Below are 19,935 nucleotides of genomic sequence, written 5' to 3'. Positions count from 1 at the left end.
AAGCGTTCTATTGTACTACTGCAGCCTGCGCCACCCAAGAGGGGCGCGGAACTTCAGTTCAGCGGCCGGGCCATGACGATGGCGTCCTCGCGTCCCTTATGGCCGGGATAATAGGCCTTGCGCAGGCCGACCTCGCTGAAATCCAGCTTTTCGTACAGGGCCAGGGCCGAGGCGTTGGAGGGCCGCACCTCCAGGAACAGGGTGTCCGCCCCCAGCCGGGCGGCGCTGACAATGACATGCTGCAGCAACCGGCGGCCGACACCCTGGCCGCGCGCCTCGGGCCGTACACACAGGTTGAGCAGGTGGGCCTCGCCAGCGGCCACGGACAGAATGGCGTAGGCCTGGATGACCGCCTCCCGCTCATAGACCCAGCAGCTGTAACCCACCCGCATGCAGTCGCGCATGATGCCGGCGGTCCAGGGGTGCGCATAGCACAACCGCTCGATCTCCATGACCGCCATCAGGTCTTCCGTCGCCATGGCGCGGATGCGGCCCGACTCGAAACAGGGCACGGCACTCATTGCATCGGCACCTCCACCTGTTCGCGCTCACACTGCATGGCCAGCTGCAGATCCTGCCAGACCTTGCGCTTCTCGCTGGGGGAACGCAGCAGGTAGGCCGGGTGATAGGTCACGACCAACGGAATGGCCGCCTCGCCCCAGCGATGCACCCGACCGCGCAGCCGGCCGATGGGCAGATCCGTGGCCAACAGATGCTGGGCGGCGATGCGCCCCACAGCGAGGATCAGGCGCGGCCGGATGAGTGCGATCTGGCGGGCCAGGTAACCCTGACAGCAGCTGATCTCATCCGGGTTCGGATCCCGATTGTTGGGCGGCCGGCACTTGAGGATATTGGCGATATAGGCCGTTTTGCGGTCCTGGGCCGCAGCCCGGAGGATGGCATCGAGCAGCTGTCCGGCACGACCGACGAAAGGCTCCCCGCGCCGGTCCTCCTCCGCCCCCGGGGCCTCGCCCACGACCAGCCAGTCGGCGTCAGGATTGCCGACGCCGAACACCGCCTGGGTGCGGCTAGTATGCAGCTCGCAGTCGCGACAACCCAGTACCCGCTCACGCAGTGCATCCCAGTCCAGGGTGGCGACCGCGGCCGTGTCCGTGGCCGCACCTGGAGCTGGAACTGGAACGGGGGTCGGGACCGGGTCAGGCGCGGGGTCGGGTGCCACCGCCTCGACCCCGGCCGGCGGCGCGCGCCGCACCCAGGCTTCGATGCCCATGCGCTGCAGGTACGCCAGCTGCCGGCCCCGGTCGGTCATCAGACATCGCCCAGCTGGGGATGCTCCCGCTCGGCGGAATCCATCACCTTGTTGAGCGCATTGAGATAGGCCTTGGCCGAGGCGATCACGATGTCCGTGTCCGCCCCCTGCCCGTTGACGATGCGGCCCGCGCGCTCCAGCCGCACCGTGACCTCGCCCTGGGCGTCGGTCCCGCTGGTGATGTTGTTGACCGAATACAGCTGCAGCTCGGTGCCGCTGGCAACGATGGCCTCGATGGCACGGAAGGCCGCGTCCACCGGTCCGCCGCCCTGCTCGGTGGCCTTGTATTCCCTGCCGTCGATGGCCAGGGTGATGTCGGCCTCGGGCGTCTCGCCGGTCTCGGAACAGACCCGCAATGCCATGAGCTTGTAGCGCTCGTTGACCGCTTCCAGGTTGGCCTCGGTGACGATGGCCTGCAGATCCTCGTCGTAGATCTCGTGCTTCTTGTCGGCCAGGTCCTTGAACCGCGAGAAGGCCTCGTTCAATGCCTCTTCCGATTCGAACTCCATGCCCAGTTCGTGCATGCGGCTGCGGAAGGCATTGCGGCCGGAATGCTTGCCCAGCACAATGCGGTTGGCCGACCAGCCAACGTCCTGGGCCTGCATGATCTCGTAGGTCTCGCGGCTCTTGAGCACGCCGTCCTGATGAATGCCGGATTCGTGGGCAAAGGCGTTGGCACCGACGATGGCCTTGTTGGGCTGGACCACGAAGCCGGTGATGCCGGACACCAGACGCGAGCAGGGCACGATCTGGGTGGCGTCCAGATCGACATTGCAGGTGAAGATATCCTGACGGGTACGCACCGCCATCACCACCTCTTCCAGCGCGGCATTGCCGGCACGCTCGCCCAGGCCGTTGATGGTGCACTCGACCTGGCGGGCGCCGTTCATCACCGCGGAGAGCGAGTTGGCCACGGCCAGACCGAGGTCGTTGTGGCAGTGCACCGAGAACACCGCCTTGTCGGCATTGGGCACGCGCTCGATCAGGGTACGGATCAGCTCGCCGAACTGGGCCGGCACGTTGTAGCCGACCGTGTCCGGGATGTTGATGGTGCCGGCGCCGGCGTCGATCACAGCCTCGATCACCCGGCACAGGAAATCGATTTCCGAGCGGCCGGCGTCCTCGGGCGAGAACTCCACGTTATCGGTGTGCTGACGGGCGCGACTCACTGCACGCACGGCCTGCTCGACCACCTGGTCGGGCTCCATGCGCAGCTTCATCTTCATGTGGATGGGCGAGGTGGCGATGAAGGTATGGATGCGGGCGCTGTTGGCCCCTTTCAGCGCCTCGCCGGCGCGATCGATATCCTTGTCCAGGGCGCGCGCCAGACCGCACACGGTGCTGTCCCTGACCGACTCGGCGACGGCCTTGACCGCCTCGAAATCACCTGGGCTGGCGATCGGGAAACCGGCCTCGATCACATCCACGCGCATCTTCTCCAGCGCCTTGGCGATGCGGATCTTCTCTTCCTTGGTCATGGACGCGCCGGGGCTCTGCTCGCCGTCGCGCAGGGTGGTGTCGAATATGATTAACTTGTCTTGGCTCATGTCTGTTCACCGGGATTCATGCTGGTGTATCGCCCCCGCGTGGCGCACGCGCACTATAGCAAAGCATTATGGACTTTGCCGGCCGGGAGGGCCAGAAAGGGGGGGGGTCAATGATATGTGGGGTGTGAGATCAGCTGCCTGACGGCAGCAGCAGACGCAGCACGAGAGCCAGACCCGCGGCAGGGGTCAGGGCAGAGCCGGGCAGATTGTGGATGGCGGCTGTGTGCATCTTTATCTTGAAGGATCGATTCTGTTTCAGTGTCCGTGAACTCCGAATATATCTCAGGCACCGCGGCCTGACAAGCCGGAGCGCACTCAGGCCGGACGGCGGCGCCCGGCCCAGCCCAACAGGGACAGGCCCGCCAGCATCAGGGGCAGGGCTGCGGGCAGCGGGATCGGCTGGGTATTCAGCGCCCCGGCCATGGAAAAGGCCATGGGGCCGCTGCCGGGAGTCAGCTCCATTCCCACCGGGCCGTTCCAGGCGGCGCCCGACGTCAGGCCGAAATCGGCCAGGTCGGCCTCGCCGACCATCAGCCGGACATTGTCCAGCGTCTGGCCGTCCCAGGCCACGCCGTTGGCCACCTGCTGATCGCCCTCCCCGTCGAACACATCGTTGAAAACGAGATCCCGGGTCACGCCGTTGATGGTCAGACTGGCGGTGTTCTCCGTCTGGTCGAACAGGAAGAAGAAGGCGAGGTCAGCGCCACCGCCGTTGATCGGGCCCTGGTTGTTGAAACCGAGCTCCAATCCCAGGGGACCGTTGCCCTGGGTGGCGGCCAGGAAGGTGGTCGCCCCTAACTGCTCGGTATCCGTGGCCTCGGTCGGCGGTGCGCTGGAAACCCAGCCCGAGTCGGTGCTGAGCTGCCAGCTGGAACCGCTGCCCCAGTAGTAATCGGCGCCATTATAGGCCATGCCGGAACCGCTCAGCAGATCACTGGCCAGGTCGGCATTCTCGAACTGGTAGGTACCGATCGAGAAGGCGGCGGCCTGGCCGCTGGCGAGCATGGTCAGCAGGGCGAACAGGCCGAGGTGAAAGCGCGGTAATTTCATGACTGCGTCCTCCCGGGACAACTGCATGTCTGATTCGGGCTCAGGATCCGGACGGCGGCGCCGGGGGCCGGCGGGGGCGGTGACGGCACATTCACCACCGGCTGGTCCGGATTGACTTTCGTGATCGGCGGCAGAGGCGCCCGTGCCGGGGGTTCGCTGCCGCCGCCATTATCGCCGCCGGCGGGCGGTTCGCTCCGGAACCCCGGCGTCAACACGGCCGCATCGCCGGGACGCAGTTCGACGCCGGTCTCGAGCTGGAGCGCGGAGACATCCGGCACCCCGCCGGCGGCCGGGGCCAGCGTTTCCCAACGACCCCAGGAGTGAACCGAATCATTCTCCGCCCCGGGAGCGCCGGCGACCGCCGGCCCGGTGAAACACAACAGGAACAGGGAACTGACCGGCCATGACCTGATGATCCGTCGTAACATAACCCTTATCTCCTCGCGCCCGCCGGTTGGCCTGCGGGCCGCCTTCCATTCACTATCTTCCCTGGATAAGCAACTGTCATACCATACGAATATGATGTTTACTTTCAATGAGCTACAAACCAACTCATGGCCTGACGGAAATTTATGTCAACAATACCGACAGTCTCAAACAACGAGCTATTAATTAACTAATTGTATTTAAACTATTTTTTATTTTAGTGTCAGATCAACGTCGACAAATATGCGAAAATTTATGTAATTTTTATCGACATCATGAACCCAGCTCAAAGCCGCGGCTGAAGGTCAGACTCACCTGGCTGCGATCATACTCGAACAGGTTCACATCGGATCGGTTGAACACCCGCTGCCACTCGGCCTGCATCCGCCAGCGGTCCAGCGGGCCGCCCGCGAAGACGTGACTGAAGCCCAGGGTAAAGCGCCGTTCGCGCTCGTCGCGCGCCTCGCCGAAGGGGGGAAAGACGCCATCATAGTCCAGGCTGCGCTGGACTGCGCGGGCGAACAGGCGGCCGCGCTCCCAGGCATTGTAGGAGGCACCCAGCATCAGTTCGGGCCCCTGATAGCTCCAGCGGGACTGGTCGGCATCGAAGTCCAGGTAGTGCAGGCCGCCCTGCAGGCTCAGACGGCGGTCGAGGAAGTGACGGACCAGGCTGCCCCCGAAGGCGCCGTAATCGCCTTCGCGTCCGCTGTCCACCTCGCTGGCATAGCGGCGGTGACTCCAGGCCGCGTCCAGCGTCAGTTCGCCGCGTTCGAACTGCCAGGTGACGTGCGGCTGCAGGGTGGTGAACAGGGCCAGGACGTCGCCGCCCAGCGCGACCCGATCGAAGGTCAGGTTGAGCCCGGCCCGCCACTGCTTCAGCGCCACCAGTACCGGACCGGTGCTGAGGGTGACCACATTCAGATTGAAGTCGTCCTGCTCGTGATACTCCCGATCATAGAACGAGAACTGCGACTGCCACAGGAGACTGGCCACCTGCTCGCCCAGGGGAATCCGCCGCCCCGGGTTGTAGGTGTGGCTGAGGCCGGGCTGCACGAACAGGGCATTGTCGCTGCGCCGGGTAAAGCCGGGCAGCAGGCGGATGTTGTCAGCCAGGATCTCCGAGGAAGGGCCGACATTCACATTGGAATCGTGCATGCCGCCGAAGGCCAGTGATGCGCGCCAGGCATGGCGGCGGGCAAAGCGCGCCCGGTCGGCCTCGACCTGGGCCAGGAAGGCAGTGATGGTCAGCCGCACCTGGGTCGGGGTCTGGGGATCCTCCAGCACCTGTCGCGCCAGCGTCTCCGCCTGCTGATAATCCAGCATGCGGTAGTAGGTCATCGCCAGCTCCAGCCGTGCCCGGTGCAGCGAAGGGTCGGTATTGAGTATGGCCTGAAAGGCCTCCCGTGCGCTGCGCAGACGATAGTCCTCCAGCGCCTGCATCCCTTCCCGGAACAGGACCTCGAGGTCTTCGTCCTGGGCGGCCGGGACCGGCATGAAAACCAGCTGACCGGCGACCAGGATCAACAACGCCCGCAGGCCTGTGCGCCAGCGCCTATGCATAACATCTCCTCCATCATTATTGTTTGCCACGGTGCATGGCCGCCGGCTTGAATCGCTGTGATCGGACACGCGAAGCGTGACGATCTTACTTGACAATTTTCCCGGAATCCAACATGAAAAGTCTGTAGGCATTGGCGCACAAACGCGTAAGCTGATAGGCTTGGGCCGTGTTTTGCCCTGCAATTACAGACAGATAACTCCGATGCGCCCGTTCCTGCCGCTGCTGCTGTTGTGTTGCCTGAGTCCCGTCGCGGCCGCGGAGCTGTTCGGCTACCGGGACGTTCCCCAGCAGGACGTCAGCATGTTCGAGCAGTGGCTCGGCGTGCTGGAGCGGCATCTGCTGGAGGACCGGCCCGAGGCGGAGGACTGCAGCAGTCCCGAATTCAACAGCTGCCATCTGCATGAATGGCAGGAGTTCCTGGCCTCGATTCGCGATCTGCCCCGCGGCGAGCAGATCAGGGCGGTCAACCGCTACGCCAATCGCAAGGACTATGTGCTCGACATCGACAACTACGGGGTGGAGGACTACTGGGCGGTGGTACATGAATTCCTCGCCAATCACGGCGACTGCGAGGACTATGCCCTGACCAAGCTGTTCTCACTCAAGTGGCTGGGTTACCCCGTGGAGCGGATGCGTCTGGTAATCCTCCAGGACACCAACCTGCGCGTGCCCCATGCGGTACTGGCCGTGTACCGGGACGAGCGCATCCTGATCCTCGACAACCAGATCGACCAGGTCGTGGACCATCACAGTATCCTGCATTATGTGCCGGTGTATTCCATCAATGAGACCGGCTGGTGGCTGCACGCACCGGCCGGCTGACACGGGGATCCGATCTTGCTGAAACCGCTGAAGCACCCGCTCGCCCTGGGCCTGGGCGCACTGGCCCTGGTCATCGGCATCGGCCTGGTGCTGATCTTCCAGTACCTGCAGCTCGAGCAGCAGCGTGACCTGCGCCAGTGGCAGCTGCGTCTCGGCCTGATCGCCGAAAGCCGGGCCGGCGCCGTGGACAGCTGGCTGGCACGGGGCTTCGCCGACCTGGAGGAACTGGCCGGCAACGCCTCGCTGCAGATGTACCTGTCCCAGGCCGGAAGCAGTAACAGGGACGAAGACCGGCAGGCCGCACTGGGCTATCTGCGCAACCTCATCCTGGCCGCGGCACAGCGCAGCGGTTTCCAGGCCGAACCACCGGCCGGGCGCATTCCGGCCAACCTGCCGCAGACCGGCCATGCCGGACTGGCACTGTATGATGCCGCCGGCCGGATGCTGGTGACCACGCCCCACATGCCAGCACCTGACACGGCAAGCCGCGATCTGGTTCAACGCGTCATCGACACCGGGGAACGGACCCTGCAGGACATCTTTCTCGCGCCCGACGGCCATGCCCTGACCGGTTTCGCCGTACCGGTGTTCGCCGTGCAGGGCGTGGATGCCGCACAGCGGCGGCAACCCGTCGGCGTTATCCACGGCATCCGGGACGCCCAGCGCGAACTCTTCCCGCTGCTCGCCACGCGCGAGCCGCAGCGCCAGGGCGAGACCCTCCTGGTCGGACAGCAGGAAGGCCTTGCCGTCTATCTCTCGCCGCTGCGTGACGGCACCCCGCCCACCCAGCGTCGGCTGACCCTGCAGATCCAGCAGCTCGCCGCTGCCGAGGCGCTGCGCGCGCCCGGCAGCTTCCAGCGCCTGCCCGACTACCGGGGCGAAGAGGTGCTGATGACCAGCCGGCGGCTGGAACAGGCCCCCTGGATCCTGCTGCACAAGATCGATGCCGACACCGCCCTGAGCGAGTCGCGCGAACATCGCCGCTTCCTGCTCAGTGTCTTTCTGCTGACCCTGTTTCTGGTCAGTGCCGCCCTGGTCGCCGCCTGGCGGCACGGCACCAGCCTGCGGGCCGAGCGCATGGCCGCGGAGCTGACTGAGCGGCGCCGCGAACTGGAGGAACAGGGCCGGCTGCTGCACGCGGTGACGGACAACGTCACCGACTTCCTGTTCCTGCTGGATTCAGAACTGAAATTCCGCTTCGCCAACCGCCCCCTGGCCAACACCATGGACATCGCGGTGGAGGACATCCCCGGCAAGAGCCTGGCCAGCGTACTGGGCACCGATGTCGCCACCATCCTGGCCGGCTTCCTGCAGTCACGCACCGACAACCCGGCCAGCCGGCTGCTGGACCTGCAGATCGCTGATCGCCAACGCCGGTTCGAGTGCCGGGTACTGGACCTGCCGGAACGGGCCGGGCTGGAGCGGACCACCCTGGTGGTACTGCACGACGTCACCGCGCTGCACCGCGCCCAGCAGCAGCAGGCCCGGACCCTGCAGCAGACCATTCAAGCCCTGATGCGCGCGGTCGATACCCACGACCCCTATTCCGCCGACCACTCGGTCCGCACCGCGGCCGTGGCCAACGCCATCGCCCGGGCGATGGAACTGCCGGAGGATGAACGCCGCGCCCTGGACATGGCCGCCAATCTGGCCAACGTGGGCAAGATCTTTCTGCCCGGGGAAATCCTGACCAAGACCGACGCCCTCACCAGGGACGAGCAGGCTCAACTCAGACAGCACGTGCAGTACTCGCTGGATATCCTGTCCAACCTGGACTTCGACGGGCCGGTGCTGGAAATCATCGGTCAGAAACAGGAACACCTGGACGGCTCGGGCTACCCCAACGGCCTGCAGGACGGCCAGATCCGTCTCAGCGCCCGGATCCTTGCGGTGGCCAACGCCTTCGTTGCCCTGGTCAGTCCCCGCGCCTGGCGCGAAGGCCTGGATGCCGAGGCGGCGCTGGACCGGCTGCTCGCCGACGCCGGCAGCCGGTACGACCGCCAGGTGATCGCGGCCCTGTTCCATGTGGTGGAAAACGGCGAGGTCCGGGAAATGACTACGGGAAAAGCCTGAACCACAAAGGACCCGAAGGCCACAAAGCGGCCATGCGCGGTTTCACCTGCAGCTGCTCAGGGCGGCGTTCCCTTGCGCCTGCGTTGGCGCTGGCGCAGCCGCCAGATGGTGATCACCGGACCGGACAGCACATAGAGCAGGAAGCCCGCAAACAGGAAGGTGGGCGGATCGATGGAGACGAACACGAACAGCAGCACCACGATCAGCAGCACCACGAAGGGCACCCGGTTCTTGAAGTCCACTTCCTTGAAACTGTAATAGCGCAGATTGCTGACCATCAGAATGCCGGCCGCCGTGATGATCAGCAGCGCCAGCGGCCAGACATCCGCCCCCTCGATGCCGGCATCGGCCCCCAGCCAGATCATGCCGGCCACCAGCGCGGCCGCCGACGGACTGGGCAGGCCCTGGAAATAGCGCTTGTCCGCCACCTCCACCTGGGAATTGAAGCGTGCCAGTCGCAGCGCCGCGGCGGCGGTGTAGACAAAGGCCCCCAGCCAGCCCAGCTTGGCCCAGACCCAGCCGTGGGCAGCCATACTGTGCAGCGACCATTCGTACATCACCAGGGCCGGCGCCAGACCGAAGCTGACCATATCCGAGAGGCTGTCGTACTGGACTCCGAAATCGCTCTGGGTGTTGGTCAGGCGCGCCACCCGGCCGTCGACCCCGTCCATGAGCATGGCCACGAAGATGGCAATGGCGGCAGCCTCGAAGCGGTCGCCGGTAGCCGAGACAATGGCATAGAAACCGGCGAACAGGGCCGCGGTGGTGAACAGGTTGGGCAGCAGATAGATACCGCGCGGACGGCGGGTGGGGGAAGACTGATTCGAGTGGTTATCTGTCATGACGGCCCCGCTGCGTGTCCTCCGGTCAGGATATCGCCCTGTCGGTCTTGTGCACCAGCACGCCCAGCAGGTCGGCGCCGGCGTGGATATGGCTGCCGGGCCTGATGTCGATGCGGCTGTTCACGGGCAGATACACCTCCAGCCGCGAACCGAAATTGATGAAGCCGCAGCGCTGGCCCTGGCCGACGCGCTCACCGCACTGCACGAAACAGCGCGGCGTGCTGCCCAGTCGGCCGCGGCGCATGACGATGACGATATCGTCACTCTCGTCGGTCTTGATCCAGACCCCATGCGCGGCACCCTCGTTTTCCGACTCGGCCTGCAGCATGTCCATGACCTTGCCCTCGACCGGGCTGCGCGTGGTGTAGACATCCCCGCCGCGCATGGCCAGCACGACCCGGATGGCATCGCGCTGCAGGAAGGGATCATGGACGGAATCGACGCTCTCCACAACCCCGTCGGCGGGACTGACCACGCCGAGCGGGGTGGCCGGGATCTGCCGGTAGGGGTCGCGGAACAGCCAGGCGGTCAGTGCCGCCAGCGCGAGCAGCGGCAGCGCCCAGACCGGGCCGAGGAAATACCAGACCAGGGCAGCCACACAGAGACTGACGGCAATGGGCAGCCAGCCCTGGCGGGCTATGATGGGATAACGGGAACGGGCCATGATCGTAAATGTAAAAAGCGCCCCGCAGGGCGCTTGTATCCACCTCAGTTCTTGTCTTTGTCGACCAGCTTGTTGGCGGCGATCCAGGGCATCATACCGCGCAGCCGCCCGCCGACCTGCTCAATCTCGTGCGCGGCATTCAACCGGCGCATGGCGGTCATCTGCGGATAGTTGCTCATGCCCTCCAGTATGAATCGCTTGGCATACTCGCCGTTCTGGATGTTGTGCAGCGCCTCGCGCATGGCCTTGCGGCTTTCCTCATTGATCACCTTCGGGCCGGTGACGTACTCGCCGTACTCGGCGTTGTTGGAGATGGAGTAGTTCATGTTGGCGATGCCGCCCTCGAACATCAGGTCCACGATCAGCTTGAGTTCGTGCAGGCATTCGAAATAGGCCATCTCCGGGGCATACCCGGCCTCGACCAGAGTCTCGAAACCGGCCTTGACCAGTTCCACCGCGCCGCCGCACAGCACCGCCTGCTCACCGAACAGGTCGGTCTCGGTCTCGTCCTTGAAGCTGGTCTCGATGATACCGGTACGCCCGCCGCCGATGGCCGAGGCGTAGGACAGGGCCAGATCCCTGGCCTTGCCGGAGGCGTCCTGATGGATCGCCACCAGATCCGGCACGCCGCCGCCGCGCACGAACTCGCTGCGCACCGTGTGGCCCGGCGCCTTGGGCGCGATCATGATCACGTCCAGATCCGCCCGCGGCACGATCTGATTGTAGTGGATGGCAAAGCCGTGGGCGAAGGCCAGGGTGGCGTCCTGCTTGATGTTGGGCTCGATCTGGTCGCTGTACAGCCGCGCCTGGTATTCGTCGGGGGCCAGCATCATCACCACATCGGCACCCTTCACCGCCTCCTCGATGGGCTTGACGCTCAGACCCTCCTTCTCGGCCTTGGCCGCCGAGCCCGAGCCGGGACGCAGCCCGACGGTCACATCGACCCCGGATTCCTTCAGGTTCAGCGCATGGGCATGCCCCTGCGAACCGTAGCCGATGATGGTCACCTTGCGCGCCTTGATCAGCGAAAGGTCGCAGTCCTTGTCGTAATAGATGTTCAAAGTCATGTCTGGATCACTCCACTACTGATTTCATCAAAAACATTTCTGAACCGCCAGGGCGCCAAAGAGAGTATTTCATGAATGCATTTATCTGGCGCTCTTGGCGCCTTGGCGGTTCAATGCATTTGCTTGGCGTCTTGGCGGTTTCAGAATTCAAATAGTCAGCGCCTTTTCGCCGCGGGCGATGCCGGACACGCCCGAGCGCACCACCTCGATGATCTTGCCGGTGTCCACCGCCTGCAGGAAGGCGTCGAGCTTGGCGGAGTCCCCGGTCAGCTCGATCACATAGGTGGACTCGGTCACGTCGATGATGCGGCCGCGGAAGATGTCGGCCAGGCGCTTGAACTCCTCGCGCTGCCCAGCCTCGGCGCGGACCTTGACCATCATCATCTCGCGCTCGATGTGGGGCCCGTCGGTCATATCCATCAGCCGCACCACATCGACCAGCTTGTTCAGCTGCTTGATGATCTGTTCGATGATCTCATCGGTGCCCGAGGTGACGATGGTCATGCGCGACAGCGAGGGATCCTCGGTCGCCGCCACGGTCAACGACTCGATATTGTAGGCTCGCGCGGAGAACAGCCCCGCCACCCGGGACAGGGCGCCGGCCTCGTTCTCCATCAGGATCGAAATGATGTGCCGCATAATGCTCAACCTTAAATCAGGATCATTTCATTCTGACCCGCGCCGGCCGGGATCATCGGGTAGACGTTCTCGTTCTGGTCGGTGATGAAGTCCAGGAACACCAGCCGGTCCTTGAGCTGCATCGCCTCCTTGAGCGCGCCCTCCACATCCTGCGGCTTGTCGATCTGCATGCCGACATGGCCGTAGCTCTCGGCCAGCTTGACGAAATTCGGCAGGGACTCCATGTAGGACATGGCATAGCGCTTCTGATAGAAGAACTCCTGCCACTGGCGCACCATCCCCAGGTAACGGTTGTTCAGATTGATGATCTTGATCGGCAGCCCGTACTGCAGACAGGTGGACAGCTCCTGGATGCACATCTGGATACTGCCCTCGCCGGTGATGCAGCACACCGTCTCGTCGGGATAGGCCAGCTGCACGCCCATGGCGGCGGGGAAGCCGAAGCCCATGGTGCCCAGTCCGCCCGAGTTGATCCAGCGCCGGGGCTGGTCGAACTTGTAGAACTGCGCGGCCCACATCTGGTGCTGGCCCACGTCCGAGGTGACGAAGGCATCGCCATTGGTGACCTTGTACAGGGTCTCCAGCACGTACTGCGGCTTGACCAGTTCGCTGTCGCGATCGTACTTCAGGCAATCCAGCCCGCGCCACTCCTCGATCTGTTCCCACCAGGCGGCCAGCGCCTCGGGGTCGGGACGCGTCTTGACGGCGCCGATCTGTTTGGACAGTTGCTCCAGCACATTGCCCACCGAGCCGACGATGGGCACGTCCACCTTGACGTTCTTGGAGATGCTGGCCGGATCCACGTCGATGTGGATGATCTTCGCCGTGGGGCAGAATTTCTCGATATTGCCCGTCACCCGGTCGTCGAAACGCGCCCCGATGGCGATCAACACATCGCAGTTGTGCATCGCCATGTTGGCCTCGTAGGTGCCGTGCATGCCCAGCATGCCGACGAACTGGCGATCAGTGGCCGGATAGGCGCCCAGCCCCATCAGGGTGTTGGTGATGGGAAAGTTGAGCTGGCGGGCGAGTTCGGTGAGCTGCTGCGAGGCGTTGTCCAGGATCACGCCGCCGCCGGTGTAGAGCATCGGCCGGCGCGCCTGCATCATCAGGTCCACGGCCCGCTTGATCTGGCCGGCGTGACCCTTGACGGTCGGATTGTAGGAACGCATCCGGACCTTCTTCGGATAGCTGTATTCGCAGCGGGCCGCGCTCACGTCCTTGGGGATATCCACCACCACCGGCCCGGGCCGGCCGGTGGTGGCGACATAGAAGGCCTTCTTGATGGTCACGGCCAGGTCGCGGACATCCTTGACCAGGAAGTTGTGCTTCACGCAGGGCCGCGTGATGCCGATGTTGTCGACCTCCTGGAAGGCGTCGTTGCCGATCAGGTTGGTCGGTACCTGGCCGGTGAACACCACCATGGGGATGGAATCCATGTAGGCGGTGGCGATGCCGGTAACGGCATTGGTCGCGCCGGGGCCGGAGGTGACCAGCACACACCCCGGCCTGCCGGTGGCGCGGGCATAGCCGTCGGCGGCATGGGTGGCGGCCTGTTCGTGCCGCACCAGGATATGCCGGACCTTGTCCTGCTGGTACAGGGCATCATAGATATGCAGCACGGCCCCGCCCGGATACCCGAAGAGGAGGTCCACGCCCTCATCCTGCAGGCAGCGAACGAAGATCTCGGCGCCGGTCAGTTCCACGAAATTGTTCTCCCGCTGTTACGCTGGTGATCGCCACCGGGTTCGAGAATCCCCGCTACCGGTGAAAGAGCGCCTCCAAACCAAGGAACCCCTGAGCCGGGCCGACGCGGCTGCGCGGCTTGCCCAGAGGTTCCCATGCCAGTATGGCGCTGGTCGAGACGGAAAAGTTTAGAAGCTACTTATATTATGCTGGCAGGTCAAGTCGGGGGGCAAGAGCGCCGCCCTGTGACGCCGGCCACGGCGCCGGGCTTGTGCCCGCCGGCCAAACCCCATACCTTGGTATAACAGTTACAAATCGAGGGGGATATTCCATGACGCTGCGCCGCACTGCCCTGTTGCTCGCCGGCCTGGTCTTCTGCACCGCGCTGCCTGCTGCCATGTACAAGTGGGTGGACGAGGACGGCCGGACCCACTATTCCCAGTACCCGCCGCCGGACCGGGACTACGAGGCACTGCAGCCACCGCCGCCACCCGCCAGCGACGCCGGCCAGGCCCAGCAGGAACTGGAGGATCTGCTCCAGCGCCAGGACGAACAGCGCCAGGCCCGGGAACAGGCCGAGCAGAAGGCCGCCGAGAGCGAACAACAGGCCGAACAGCGCCGGAAGAACTGCGAGGCCGCCCGCCACAATCTGGAAATCCTGACCACCGGCGGGCGCAAGCGTATCACCGGCGCCGACGGGGTGGCCCGTTACCTGCCCGAGGAGGAACGCCAGGCGAAAATCGCCGAGGCACAGAAGCGGATCGAGGAATACTGTGATTGAGTGAGGAGTGAGGGGGGGGGTAAGGACATATTCCGCTTCAGCCGTCATCCCGGCGCAGGCCGGGATCCAGTGGCTACGGCGGTAGCCGGATCCCCGCCTGCGCGGGGATGGCAGAAGCGCGGTACACGCCTCACGCCTCACGCCTCATGCTTCACGCTTCACGCCCCACCCGTTACAATCCGGCCCTTGTCCACCCGACCGGATACCGACATGCGCACCTCCCGCTTTCCCCTCTCCACCCTGAAGGAAGTCCCCGCCGATGCCGAGATCGTCAGCCACCAGCTGATGCTGCGCGCCGGCATGATCCGCAAGCTGGCCGCCGGGGTCTACAACTGGCTGCCGCTGGGGCTGCGGGTGCTGCGCAGGGTGGAGGCCATCGTGCGCGAGGAAATGGACCGCTCGGGCGCGCTGGAGCTGCTGATGCCCGCCGTGCAGCCGGCCGAGCTGTGGCAGGAATCCGGTCGCTGGGAGCAGTATGGTCCGGAACTGCTGCGCATTCACGACCGGCACAGTCGTGAATTCTGTTTCGGTCCCACCCACGAGGAGGTCATCACCGACATCGCCCGGCGCGAGCTGAAGAGCTACAAGCAATTGCCGGTGAACTTCTACCAGATCCAGACCAAGTTCCGCGACGAGATCCGCCCCCGCTTCGGGGTGATGCGCGCGCGCGAGTTTCTGATGAAGGACGCCTATTCCTTCCACCTCGACCAGGCCTCCCTGCATGAGACCTACGAGGTAATGTTCGAGACCTACTCGCGCATTTTCCAGCGACTGGGGCTGGACTTCCGTCCGGTGCAGGCCGATACGGGTTCGATCGGCGGCGCCGTCTCGCACGAGTTCCACGTCCTGGCCGAGTCCGGCGAGGACGCCATCGCCTTCGCCGATGCCGGCGACTACGCCGCCAACGTGGAGTTGGCCGAAGCGGTGCCGCCGGCCGGGGAACGCCCCGCACCCGGCCGGGAAATGGCCACCGTCGATACGCCCGGACAACACACCATCGAGGCGGTCAGTGCGTTTCTGGGCGTCGATCCGGAACAGACGATCAAGACCCTGCTGGTGCAGGGCGAAGCCGAAAATGATGTCATCGCCCTGGTGCTGCGCGGTGACCACGAACTCAACGCCATCAAGGCCGAGAAGCTGCCCGGCATCGCCACCCCGCTGACCTTTGCTTCCGATGAGGCCGTGCGGGCCGCCACCGGCGCCAGCCCCGGCTCCATCGGCCCGGTCGGCCTGAAGATCAGAACGCTCGTCGACCACGCCGCCGCGCAGCTGGCCGATTTCGTCTGCGGCGCCAATCAGGATGACAAACACCTGACCGGCGTGAACTGGGGCCGCGACCTGCCCGAACCCGAGACCGCCGACCTGCGCAACGTGGTCGCCGGCGATCCCAGCCCGGATGGCAAGGGGACGCTTTCGATCGTGCGCGGCATCGAGGTCGGCCACATCTTCCAGCTCGGCACCAAGTACAGCGAGGCACTGGGCGCGACCGTCCTCGACGAGGCAGGCAGAGAAGCCGTCATGCTGATGGGCTGCTACGGCATCGGGGTGTCACGCGTGGTGGCCGCCGCCATTGAGCAGAACCACGACACTGCCGGCATCCTCTGGCCCGAGCCCATCGCCCCTTTCCGGGTGGCCCTGTGCCCGATGAATATGAAGAAGTCCGAGGCCGTACGCGAAGCCGCCGAGAAGCTCTACCGGGAGATGCTCGATGCCGGCATCGACGTCCTGTTCGATGACCGCGACATCCGTGCCGGGGTCATGTTCGCCGACATGGAACTGATCGGGATTCCGCACCGCATCATCATCGGCGACCGCAATCTCGAGCAGGGCTTGGTGGAGTACAAGGCCGGCCGCAGTCGGGAGGCGGAATTCCTCCGCCTGGATCAGGTGGTGCAGCGCTTTGCCTGAACGGGTCCGGACTACGGGCCCGGTGACGGATCAGTCCAGTTCCACTACGCCGCAGGCCACCCGGCTGCCCCCGCCGCCCAGCTTCTCCGGCTCGTCGGCATAGTTGTCACCGCCTGCGTGCACCATGACCGCCCGATCGATCAGGTCGGTCACCTGCAGCCGCGGCGCGAACATCGCCATCCGAGCGGTCCCGTCCGGGCCGACCACCAGTGCCGGCAGATCGCCCAGATGGCCCTCGCCCACCGGGCCGGCATGCCGGCCGCTGCCCTCGGGATCGTAATGCCCGCCCGCTGCCTGGCCCGGCCCGCGCTTGCCGTCGCCGCCCTGGCTGCCGCAGTCGGGATGCTCATGCACATGCAGCCCGTGGACACCGGGTTCGAGCCCCTGAAGATCCGGGATGATCAGCAGGCCCAGTTCGCTGTTGTCACGGAAGGTGATGCGCCCCAGCGACTCGCCCGTCCCGGCGGCGGTGAGTTTCCTGATTTCGACGCTGATGTCCGCCGCCTGGACTGAACTGACAAGTGGGGCGGCAAAAAGAACCGCGGCGGCGAAAGCCGCCTTCGATACTGCTCGCATGGGTGTTTCTCCTCGGCTGGTGCTTGCTGCCCTGCAGGCCTGGCCCACAAGGAGCCCGGCTCCGCCTTTCTCAGGCTAGACACTCACCGGGCAAACGCAAGGCGGCCGGCATGGGATAGATGTAGAACAGGTGCCAGCCCTGTCCGGCAGCATCCGGTTGCGGAGTGATCAGCTCTTTTTCCGGATTCCTGTGGTTGACCCGCCGCTCGATGCCGGCGAGCCGTTCCCCGGCGAATCCCACCCGGTGCGCGGCCACCTCTGCGGACTGTTCCAGTCCCGGAACCGGCAGGCCGGCGGCATCGTAGAGCACCTCAACGAACAGTTCGGCCAATTCGGGCTCGACGGCGGCCAGGCGGCCGAAATGCTCGACCCCGGCCCGCGCCATCCGACCGTTGACCGCCCCGAGGGTGAGCAGGCGACTGGCCATGTCGCGATGGAAGGGGCTGAGATCCAGCGCGAGCTTGAGCGTCTCCAGGAAGCCGCGGACCTCCTGCCGGGGCTGCTCCCGCAGGGGGAGCATATGGCCGAGATACAGGAACAGTGCGGCGAAAAAGGCCCGCTGCTTGCATTCACGGCCGGGGGTCTCGGGCGGCAGCCAGTCGTAACTGGCCAGGCCGACCAGGCCGCAGAGCAGCGAGTCCAGCGTGGTCCGGGCACGCAGACGGCCCAGGCAGCGCAACAGAGCGCGCGGTTGTGGCCCGCTCCCGGCATACCCCGTTTCCTGTCCTGTATTCACCGACATCTGCCTGCCCGTTGTCTGCTGTATGGCTGGCCCGGCCCACGCCGGAACGGAGGCCAAATGAGAAACCAATTCAACAGCTTATCGAGCAAGCTTCATGCCATATTATTTTCCTGAAGGGTTTCAAGGCATTAGACAGCAGGCCTGACTGTTCTTGTTGCTTTGCAGCGACGCCTTACCGGGGTGCCAGCCCAAGTTCATGTTTACAAATATGGAAATTTGTCGTGTGCAGGAGACAAGCTGCCGGTCGGGGACCTGGGCCGGCACGCCTTGGTGCCTGCTGAGGCACTCCCGGGAAGGTCATGCGATTCAATGCAAAAAAAGCCGGCATCGGGCCGGCTTTTCCGTGACTTGCAGCCAGGCTATTCGGCCGCCTCGCCCCCCGTCTCGGCCGCCGGCGGCTTGCGCAGCCGGATGCCCAGCTCGCGCAGCTGACGCTCGCCGGCGGGGCCCGGGGCCTGGGTCAACGGGCAGCTGGCGGTCTGGGTCTTGGGGAAGGCCATGACGTCGCGGATGGAAGGCGAACCGGTCATCAGCATCACCAGCCGGTCCAGGCCGAAGGCGAGCCCCCCGTGCGGCGGGCAGCCGTATTTGAGCGCATCCAGCAGGAAGCCGAACTTCTCGCGCGCTTCCTCGTCGGAGACACCCAGGATGCGCAGCACGTCGGCCTGCACCTGCGGGCGGTAGATACGCATGGAACCGCCGCCCAGCTCGGTGCCGTTGAGCACCATGTCGTAGGCGCGGGAGTGGCAGTTGCCCGGGTCGGACTCCAGCAGCTCCAGATGTTCTTCCTTGGGCGAGGTGAAGGGATGATGCAGGGAGAACCAGCGGCCCTCCTTCTCGTCCCATTCGAACATGGGGAAATCGACCACCCACAGCGGCCGCCAGCCGTGCTCGAGCAGGCCGCGGTCATGGCCCAGCCTGACCCGCAGCGCGCCCAGGGCCTCGTTCACAACGGTTGCCTTGTCGGCACCGAAGAAGATCAGATCCCCGTTCTCCGCGCCGGTGCGCTCGAGGATGCCCTGCACCGCACTGTCGGGCAGGAACTTGAGGATGGGCGACTGCAGTCCCTCGCGGCCCTGGGCGAGGTCATTGACCTTGATATAGGCCAGCCCCCGGGCGCCGTAGCGGCCGACGAATTTGGTGTAGTCGTCGATCTCCTTGCGGGTCAGCGCCCCGCCCTGCGGCAGACGCAGCGCGGCCACCCGGCCCATGGGATCACTCGCCGGGCCGGCAAAGACCTTGAATTCCACCTCGTTCATGAGATCGGCCACATCGACCAGCTCCAGCGGGATGCGCAGGTCGGGCTTGTCGGAGCCGAAGCGCCGAATGGCCTCGGCATAGGTCATGCGCGGGAAGGGGTCGGGCAGCGCCACTTCCAGCACCTGGGCAAACAACTCGCGGATCATGGCCTCCATCAGGCCCATGATGTCGTCCTCGTCGTGGAACGAGGTCTCGATGTCGAGCTGGGTGAACTCGGGCTGGCGGTCGGCGCGCAGGTCCTCGTCGCGGAAGCAGCGCACGATCTGGTAGTAGCGGTCGATGCCGCTCATCATCAGCAGCTGCTTGAACAGCTGCGGCGACTGCGGCAGGGCGAAGAAGTGGCCGGGATGGGTGCGGCTGGGCACCAGGTAGTCACGCGCCCCCTCGGGCGTGGTCTTGGTGAGCATGGGCGTTTCCACATCCAGAAAACCCTGCTCGTCCAGGAAGTAGCGCAGCCGCCGGGTGATCTCGCTGCGCAGGCGCAGGCGCTCGAACATCTCGGGCCGGCGCAGATCGATATAACGGTAGCGCAGGCGCAGCTCCTCGCTGATCTCGTCCTCGTCGACCTGGAACGGCGGGGTTTCGGCCGCGTTCAGGATGGTCAGGGTCTGGCCCAGCACCTCGATCCGGCCGGTGGGCATATCGGGGTTCTCGGTGCCCTCGGGCCGGCGGCGCACCCGGCCGGCGAGCTGCAGGACGTACTCGCCGCGGACCTTTTCGGCCACCTGAAAGGAATCCGGGGTGTCCGGATCGAATACCACCTGGGTGATGCCGCTGCGATCGCGCAGATCGATGAAGATGACCCCGCCGTGGTCACGCCGGCGATGGACCCAGCCGCACAGCCGGATCTCCTGGTCGATATGGGCCTCGTTCAGCTCCCCACACATATGGGACCGCATGGAACTCATGGACGGCGAACCTCTGGCAGACGCGTGAAAGGCGGCAATGTTACGGCCTACCCGGAAGGGACGCAACCGAACCCCGGCCCCGGTGGAGCAGGCGATTCAGACGGATACGGGAG

The 19,935-nt window shown here is 65.1% G+C and carries 17 protein-coding genes; 4 read left to right on the top strand and 13 right to left on the bottom strand.

All coding sequences use genetic code 11. From position 1 onward, the window contains the following. Positions 1–53: 53 nt before the first annotated feature. The 5 genes from rimI to D6C00_RS11910 form a co-directional block, all read right to left on the bottom strand. Positions 54–521 carry a ribosomal protein S18-alanine N-acetyltransferase gene (gene rimI / locus D6C00_RS11930; protein WP_177433212.1) on the bottom strand — a complete coding sequence of 156 codons (468 nt, stop codon included), beginning with the start codon at positions 519–521 and terminating at the stop codon, positions 54–56. Then, positions 518–1,270, bottom strand: coding sequence for a uracil-DNA glycosylase (locus D6C00_RS11925; RefSeq protein ID WP_170165451.1), 753 nt, complete (start codon positions 1,268–1,270; stop codon positions 518–520). Before D6C00_RS11925 ends, rimI begins: the two co-directional genes overlap by 4 nt. Beyond that, entirely contained in the window at positions 1,270–2,817 is a 1,548-nt protein-coding gene (locus D6C00_RS11920; RefSeq protein ID WP_125181912.1) for a 2-isopropylmalate synthase, read from the bottom strand. Before D6C00_RS11920 ends, D6C00_RS11925 begins: the two co-directional genes overlap by 1 nt. Before the next feature lie 315 nt (positions 2,818–3,132). After that, positions 3,133–3,867: a YceI family protein gene (locus D6C00_RS11915; protein ID WP_125181911.1), complete on the bottom strand. Its 735-nt coding sequence runs from the start codon at positions 3,865–3,867 to the stop codon at positions 3,133–3,135. Positions 3,868–4,566: 699 nt separating this feature from the next. Beyond that, a complete protein-coding gene (locus D6C00_RS11910; RefSeq protein ID WP_125181910.1) occupies positions 4,567–5,853 on the bottom strand; it encodes a tetratricopeptide repeat protein in 1,287 nt (428 codons plus the stop codon). Positions 5,854–6,055: 202 nt separating this feature from the next. Here D6C00_RS11910 and D6C00_RS11905 point away from each other — a divergent pair, with 202 nt between their 5' ends. Continuing rightward, positions 6,056–6,676: a transglutaminase-like cysteine peptidase gene (locus D6C00_RS11905; RefSeq protein WP_125181909.1), complete on the top strand. Its 621-nt coding sequence runs from the start codon at positions 6,056–6,058 to the stop codon at positions 6,674–6,676. Between the two features lie 15 nt (positions 6,677–6,691). Continuing rightward, positions 6,692–8,749 (top strand): HD domain-containing phosphohydrolase, encoded by a 2,058-nt coding sequence (locus D6C00_RS11900; RefSeq protein WP_125181908.1) that lies wholly within the window; start codon positions 6,692–6,694, stop codon positions 8,747–8,749. 56 nt (positions 8,750–8,805) lie between these two features. On the opposite strand, the gene pssA is transcribed toward D6C00_RS11900, so the two are convergent. The 5 genes from pssA to D6C00_RS11875 all read right to left on the bottom strand — a co-directional run bounded on the left by pssA (position 8,806) and on the right by D6C00_RS11875 (position 13,667). Next, positions 8,806–9,591: a CDP-diacylglycerol--serine O-phosphatidyltransferase gene (gene pssA, locus D6C00_RS11895; protein WP_125181907.1), complete on the bottom strand. Its 786-nt coding sequence runs from the start codon at positions 9,589–9,591 to the stop codon at positions 8,806–8,808. Positions 9,592–9,616: 25 nt separating this feature from the next. Then, positions 9,617–10,255, bottom strand: coding sequence for a phosphatidylserine decarboxylase (locus D6C00_RS11890; RefSeq protein ID WP_125181906.1), 639 nt, complete (start codon positions 10,253–10,255; stop codon positions 9,617–9,619). Between the two features lie 44 nt (positions 10,256–10,299). Beyond that, a complete protein-coding gene (ilvC, locus tag D6C00_RS11885) occupies positions 10,300–11,316 on the bottom strand; it encodes a ketol-acid reductoisomerase (protein WP_125182452.1) in 1,017 nt (338 codons plus the stop codon). A gap of 153 nt (positions 11,317–11,469) precedes the next feature. Beyond that, positions 11,470–11,961: an acetolactate synthase small subunit gene (gene ilvN / locus D6C00_RS11880; protein WP_125181905.1), complete on the bottom strand. Its 492-nt coding sequence runs from the start codon at positions 11,959–11,961 to the stop codon at positions 11,470–11,472. A gap of 11 nt (positions 11,962–11,972) precedes the next feature. Then, complete coding sequence (locus D6C00_RS11875; protein WP_125181904.1) at positions 11,973–13,667, bottom strand: acetolactate synthase 3 large subunit; 1,695 nt, start codon at positions 13,665–13,667, stop codon at positions 11,973–11,975. A 311-nt stretch (positions 13,668–13,978) separates the two neighbouring features. Between D6C00_RS11875 and D6C00_RS11870 the strand changes: the two genes are divergently transcribed. Then, positions 13,979–14,428 carry a DUF4124 domain-containing protein gene (locus tag D6C00_RS11870; RefSeq protein WP_158675401.1) on the top strand — a complete coding sequence of 150 codons (450 nt, stop codon included), beginning with the start codon at positions 13,979–13,981 and terminating at the stop codon, positions 14,426–14,428. Positions 14,429–14,638: 210 nt separating this feature from the next. Continuing rightward, on the top strand, positions 14,639–16,336 hold the full coding sequence (locus tag D6C00_RS11865; RefSeq protein WP_125181902.1) for a proline--tRNA ligase: 1,698 nt from the start codon (positions 14,639–14,641) through the stop codon (positions 16,334–16,336). Between the two features lie 30 nt (positions 16,337–16,366). On the opposite strand, the gene D6C00_RS11860 is transcribed toward D6C00_RS11865, so the two are convergent. From D6C00_RS11860 to aspS, 3 genes are all read right to left on the bottom strand, one after another. Further along, positions 16,367–16,912, bottom strand: a complete 546-nt coding sequence (locus tag D6C00_RS11860) for a superoxide dismutase family protein (RefSeq protein WP_125181901.1) — start codon at positions 16,910–16,912, stop codon at positions 16,367–16,369. Positions 16,913–16,982: 70 nt separating this feature from the next. Continuing rightward, positions 16,983–17,654, bottom strand: a complete 672-nt coding sequence (locus D6C00_RS11855) for a hypothetical protein (RefSeq protein ID WP_125181900.1) — start codon at positions 17,652–17,654, stop codon at positions 16,983–16,985. 359 nt (positions 17,655–18,013) lie between these two features. Then, positions 18,014–19,813 carry an aspartate--tRNA ligase gene (aspS, locus tag D6C00_RS11850; RefSeq protein WP_125182451.1) on the bottom strand — a complete coding sequence of 600 codons (1,800 nt, stop codon included), beginning with the start codon at positions 19,811–19,813 and terminating at the stop codon, positions 18,014–18,016. Positions 19,814–19,935 lie beyond the last annotated feature (122 nt).

It is taken from the genome of Thiohalobacter thiocyanaticus (genome assembly GCF_003932505.1).
GTDB classification, from domain to species: Bacteria; Pseudomonadota; Gammaproteobacteria; order Thiohalobacterales; family Thiohalobacteraceae; genus Thiohalobacter; species Thiohalobacter thiocyanaticus.
This window is presented reverse-complemented; position numbering and strand designations above follow the sequence as displayed.

What these genes read in the sequence shown, in the direction of transcription:
- rimI (WP_177433212.1), bottom strand. Translation starts at nt 521, where the DNA reads ATGAGTGCCGTGCCCTGTTTCGAGTCGGGCCGCATCCGCGCCATGGCG.
- D6C00_RS11865 (WP_125181902.1), top strand. Translation starts at nt 14,639, where the DNA reads ATGCGCACCTCCCGCTTTCCCCTCTCCACCCTGAAGGAAGTCCCCGCC.
- aspS (WP_125182451.1), bottom strand. Translation starts at nt 19,813, where the DNA reads ATGCGGTCCCATATGTGTGGGGAGCTGAACGAGGCCCATATCGACCAG.
- ilvN (WP_125181905.1), bottom strand. Translation starts at nt 11,961, where the DNA reads ATGCGGCACATCATTTCGATCCTGATGGAGAACGAGGCCGGCGCCCTG.
- D6C00_RS11870 (WP_158675401.1), top strand. Translation starts at nt 13,979, where the DNA reads ATGACGCTGCGCCGCACTGCCCTGTTGCTCGCCGGCCTGGTCTTCTGC.
- D6C00_RS11915 (WP_125181911.1), bottom strand. Translation starts at nt 3,867, where the DNA reads ATGAAATTACCGCGCTTTCACCTCGGCCTGTTCGCCCTGCTGACCATG.
- D6C00_RS11860 (WP_125181901.1), bottom strand. Translation starts at nt 16,912, where the DNA reads ATGCGAGCAGTATCGAAGGCGGCTTTCGCCGCCGCGGTTCTTTTTGCC.
- D6C00_RS11925 (WP_170165451.1), bottom strand. Translation starts at nt 1,270, where the DNA reads ATGACCGACCGGGGCCGGCAGCTGGCGTACCTGCAGCGCATGGGCATC.
- pssA (WP_125181907.1), bottom strand. Translation starts at nt 9,591, where the DNA reads ATGACAGATAACCACTCGAATCAGTCTTCCCCCACCCGCCGTCCGCGC.
- D6C00_RS11905 (WP_125181909.1), top strand. Translation starts at nt 6,056, where the DNA reads ATGCGCCCGTTCCTGCCGCTGCTGCTGTTGTGTTGCCTGAGTCCCGTC.
- D6C00_RS11855 (WP_125181900.1), bottom strand. Translation starts at nt 17,654, where the DNA reads ATGTCGGTGAATACAGGACAGGAAACGGGGTATGCCGGGAGCGGGCCA.
- D6C00_RS11920 (WP_125181912.1), bottom strand. Translation starts at nt 2,817, where the DNA reads ATGAGCCAAGACAAGTTAATCATATTCGACACCACCCTGCGCGACGGC.
- D6C00_RS11910 (WP_125181910.1), bottom strand. Translation starts at nt 5,853, where the DNA reads ATGCATAGGCGCTGGCGCACAGGCCTGCGGGCGTTGTTGATCCTGGTC.
- D6C00_RS11890 (WP_125181906.1), bottom strand. Translation starts at nt 10,255, where the DNA reads ATGGCCCGTTCCCGTTATCCCATCATAGCCCGCCAGGGCTGGCTGCCC.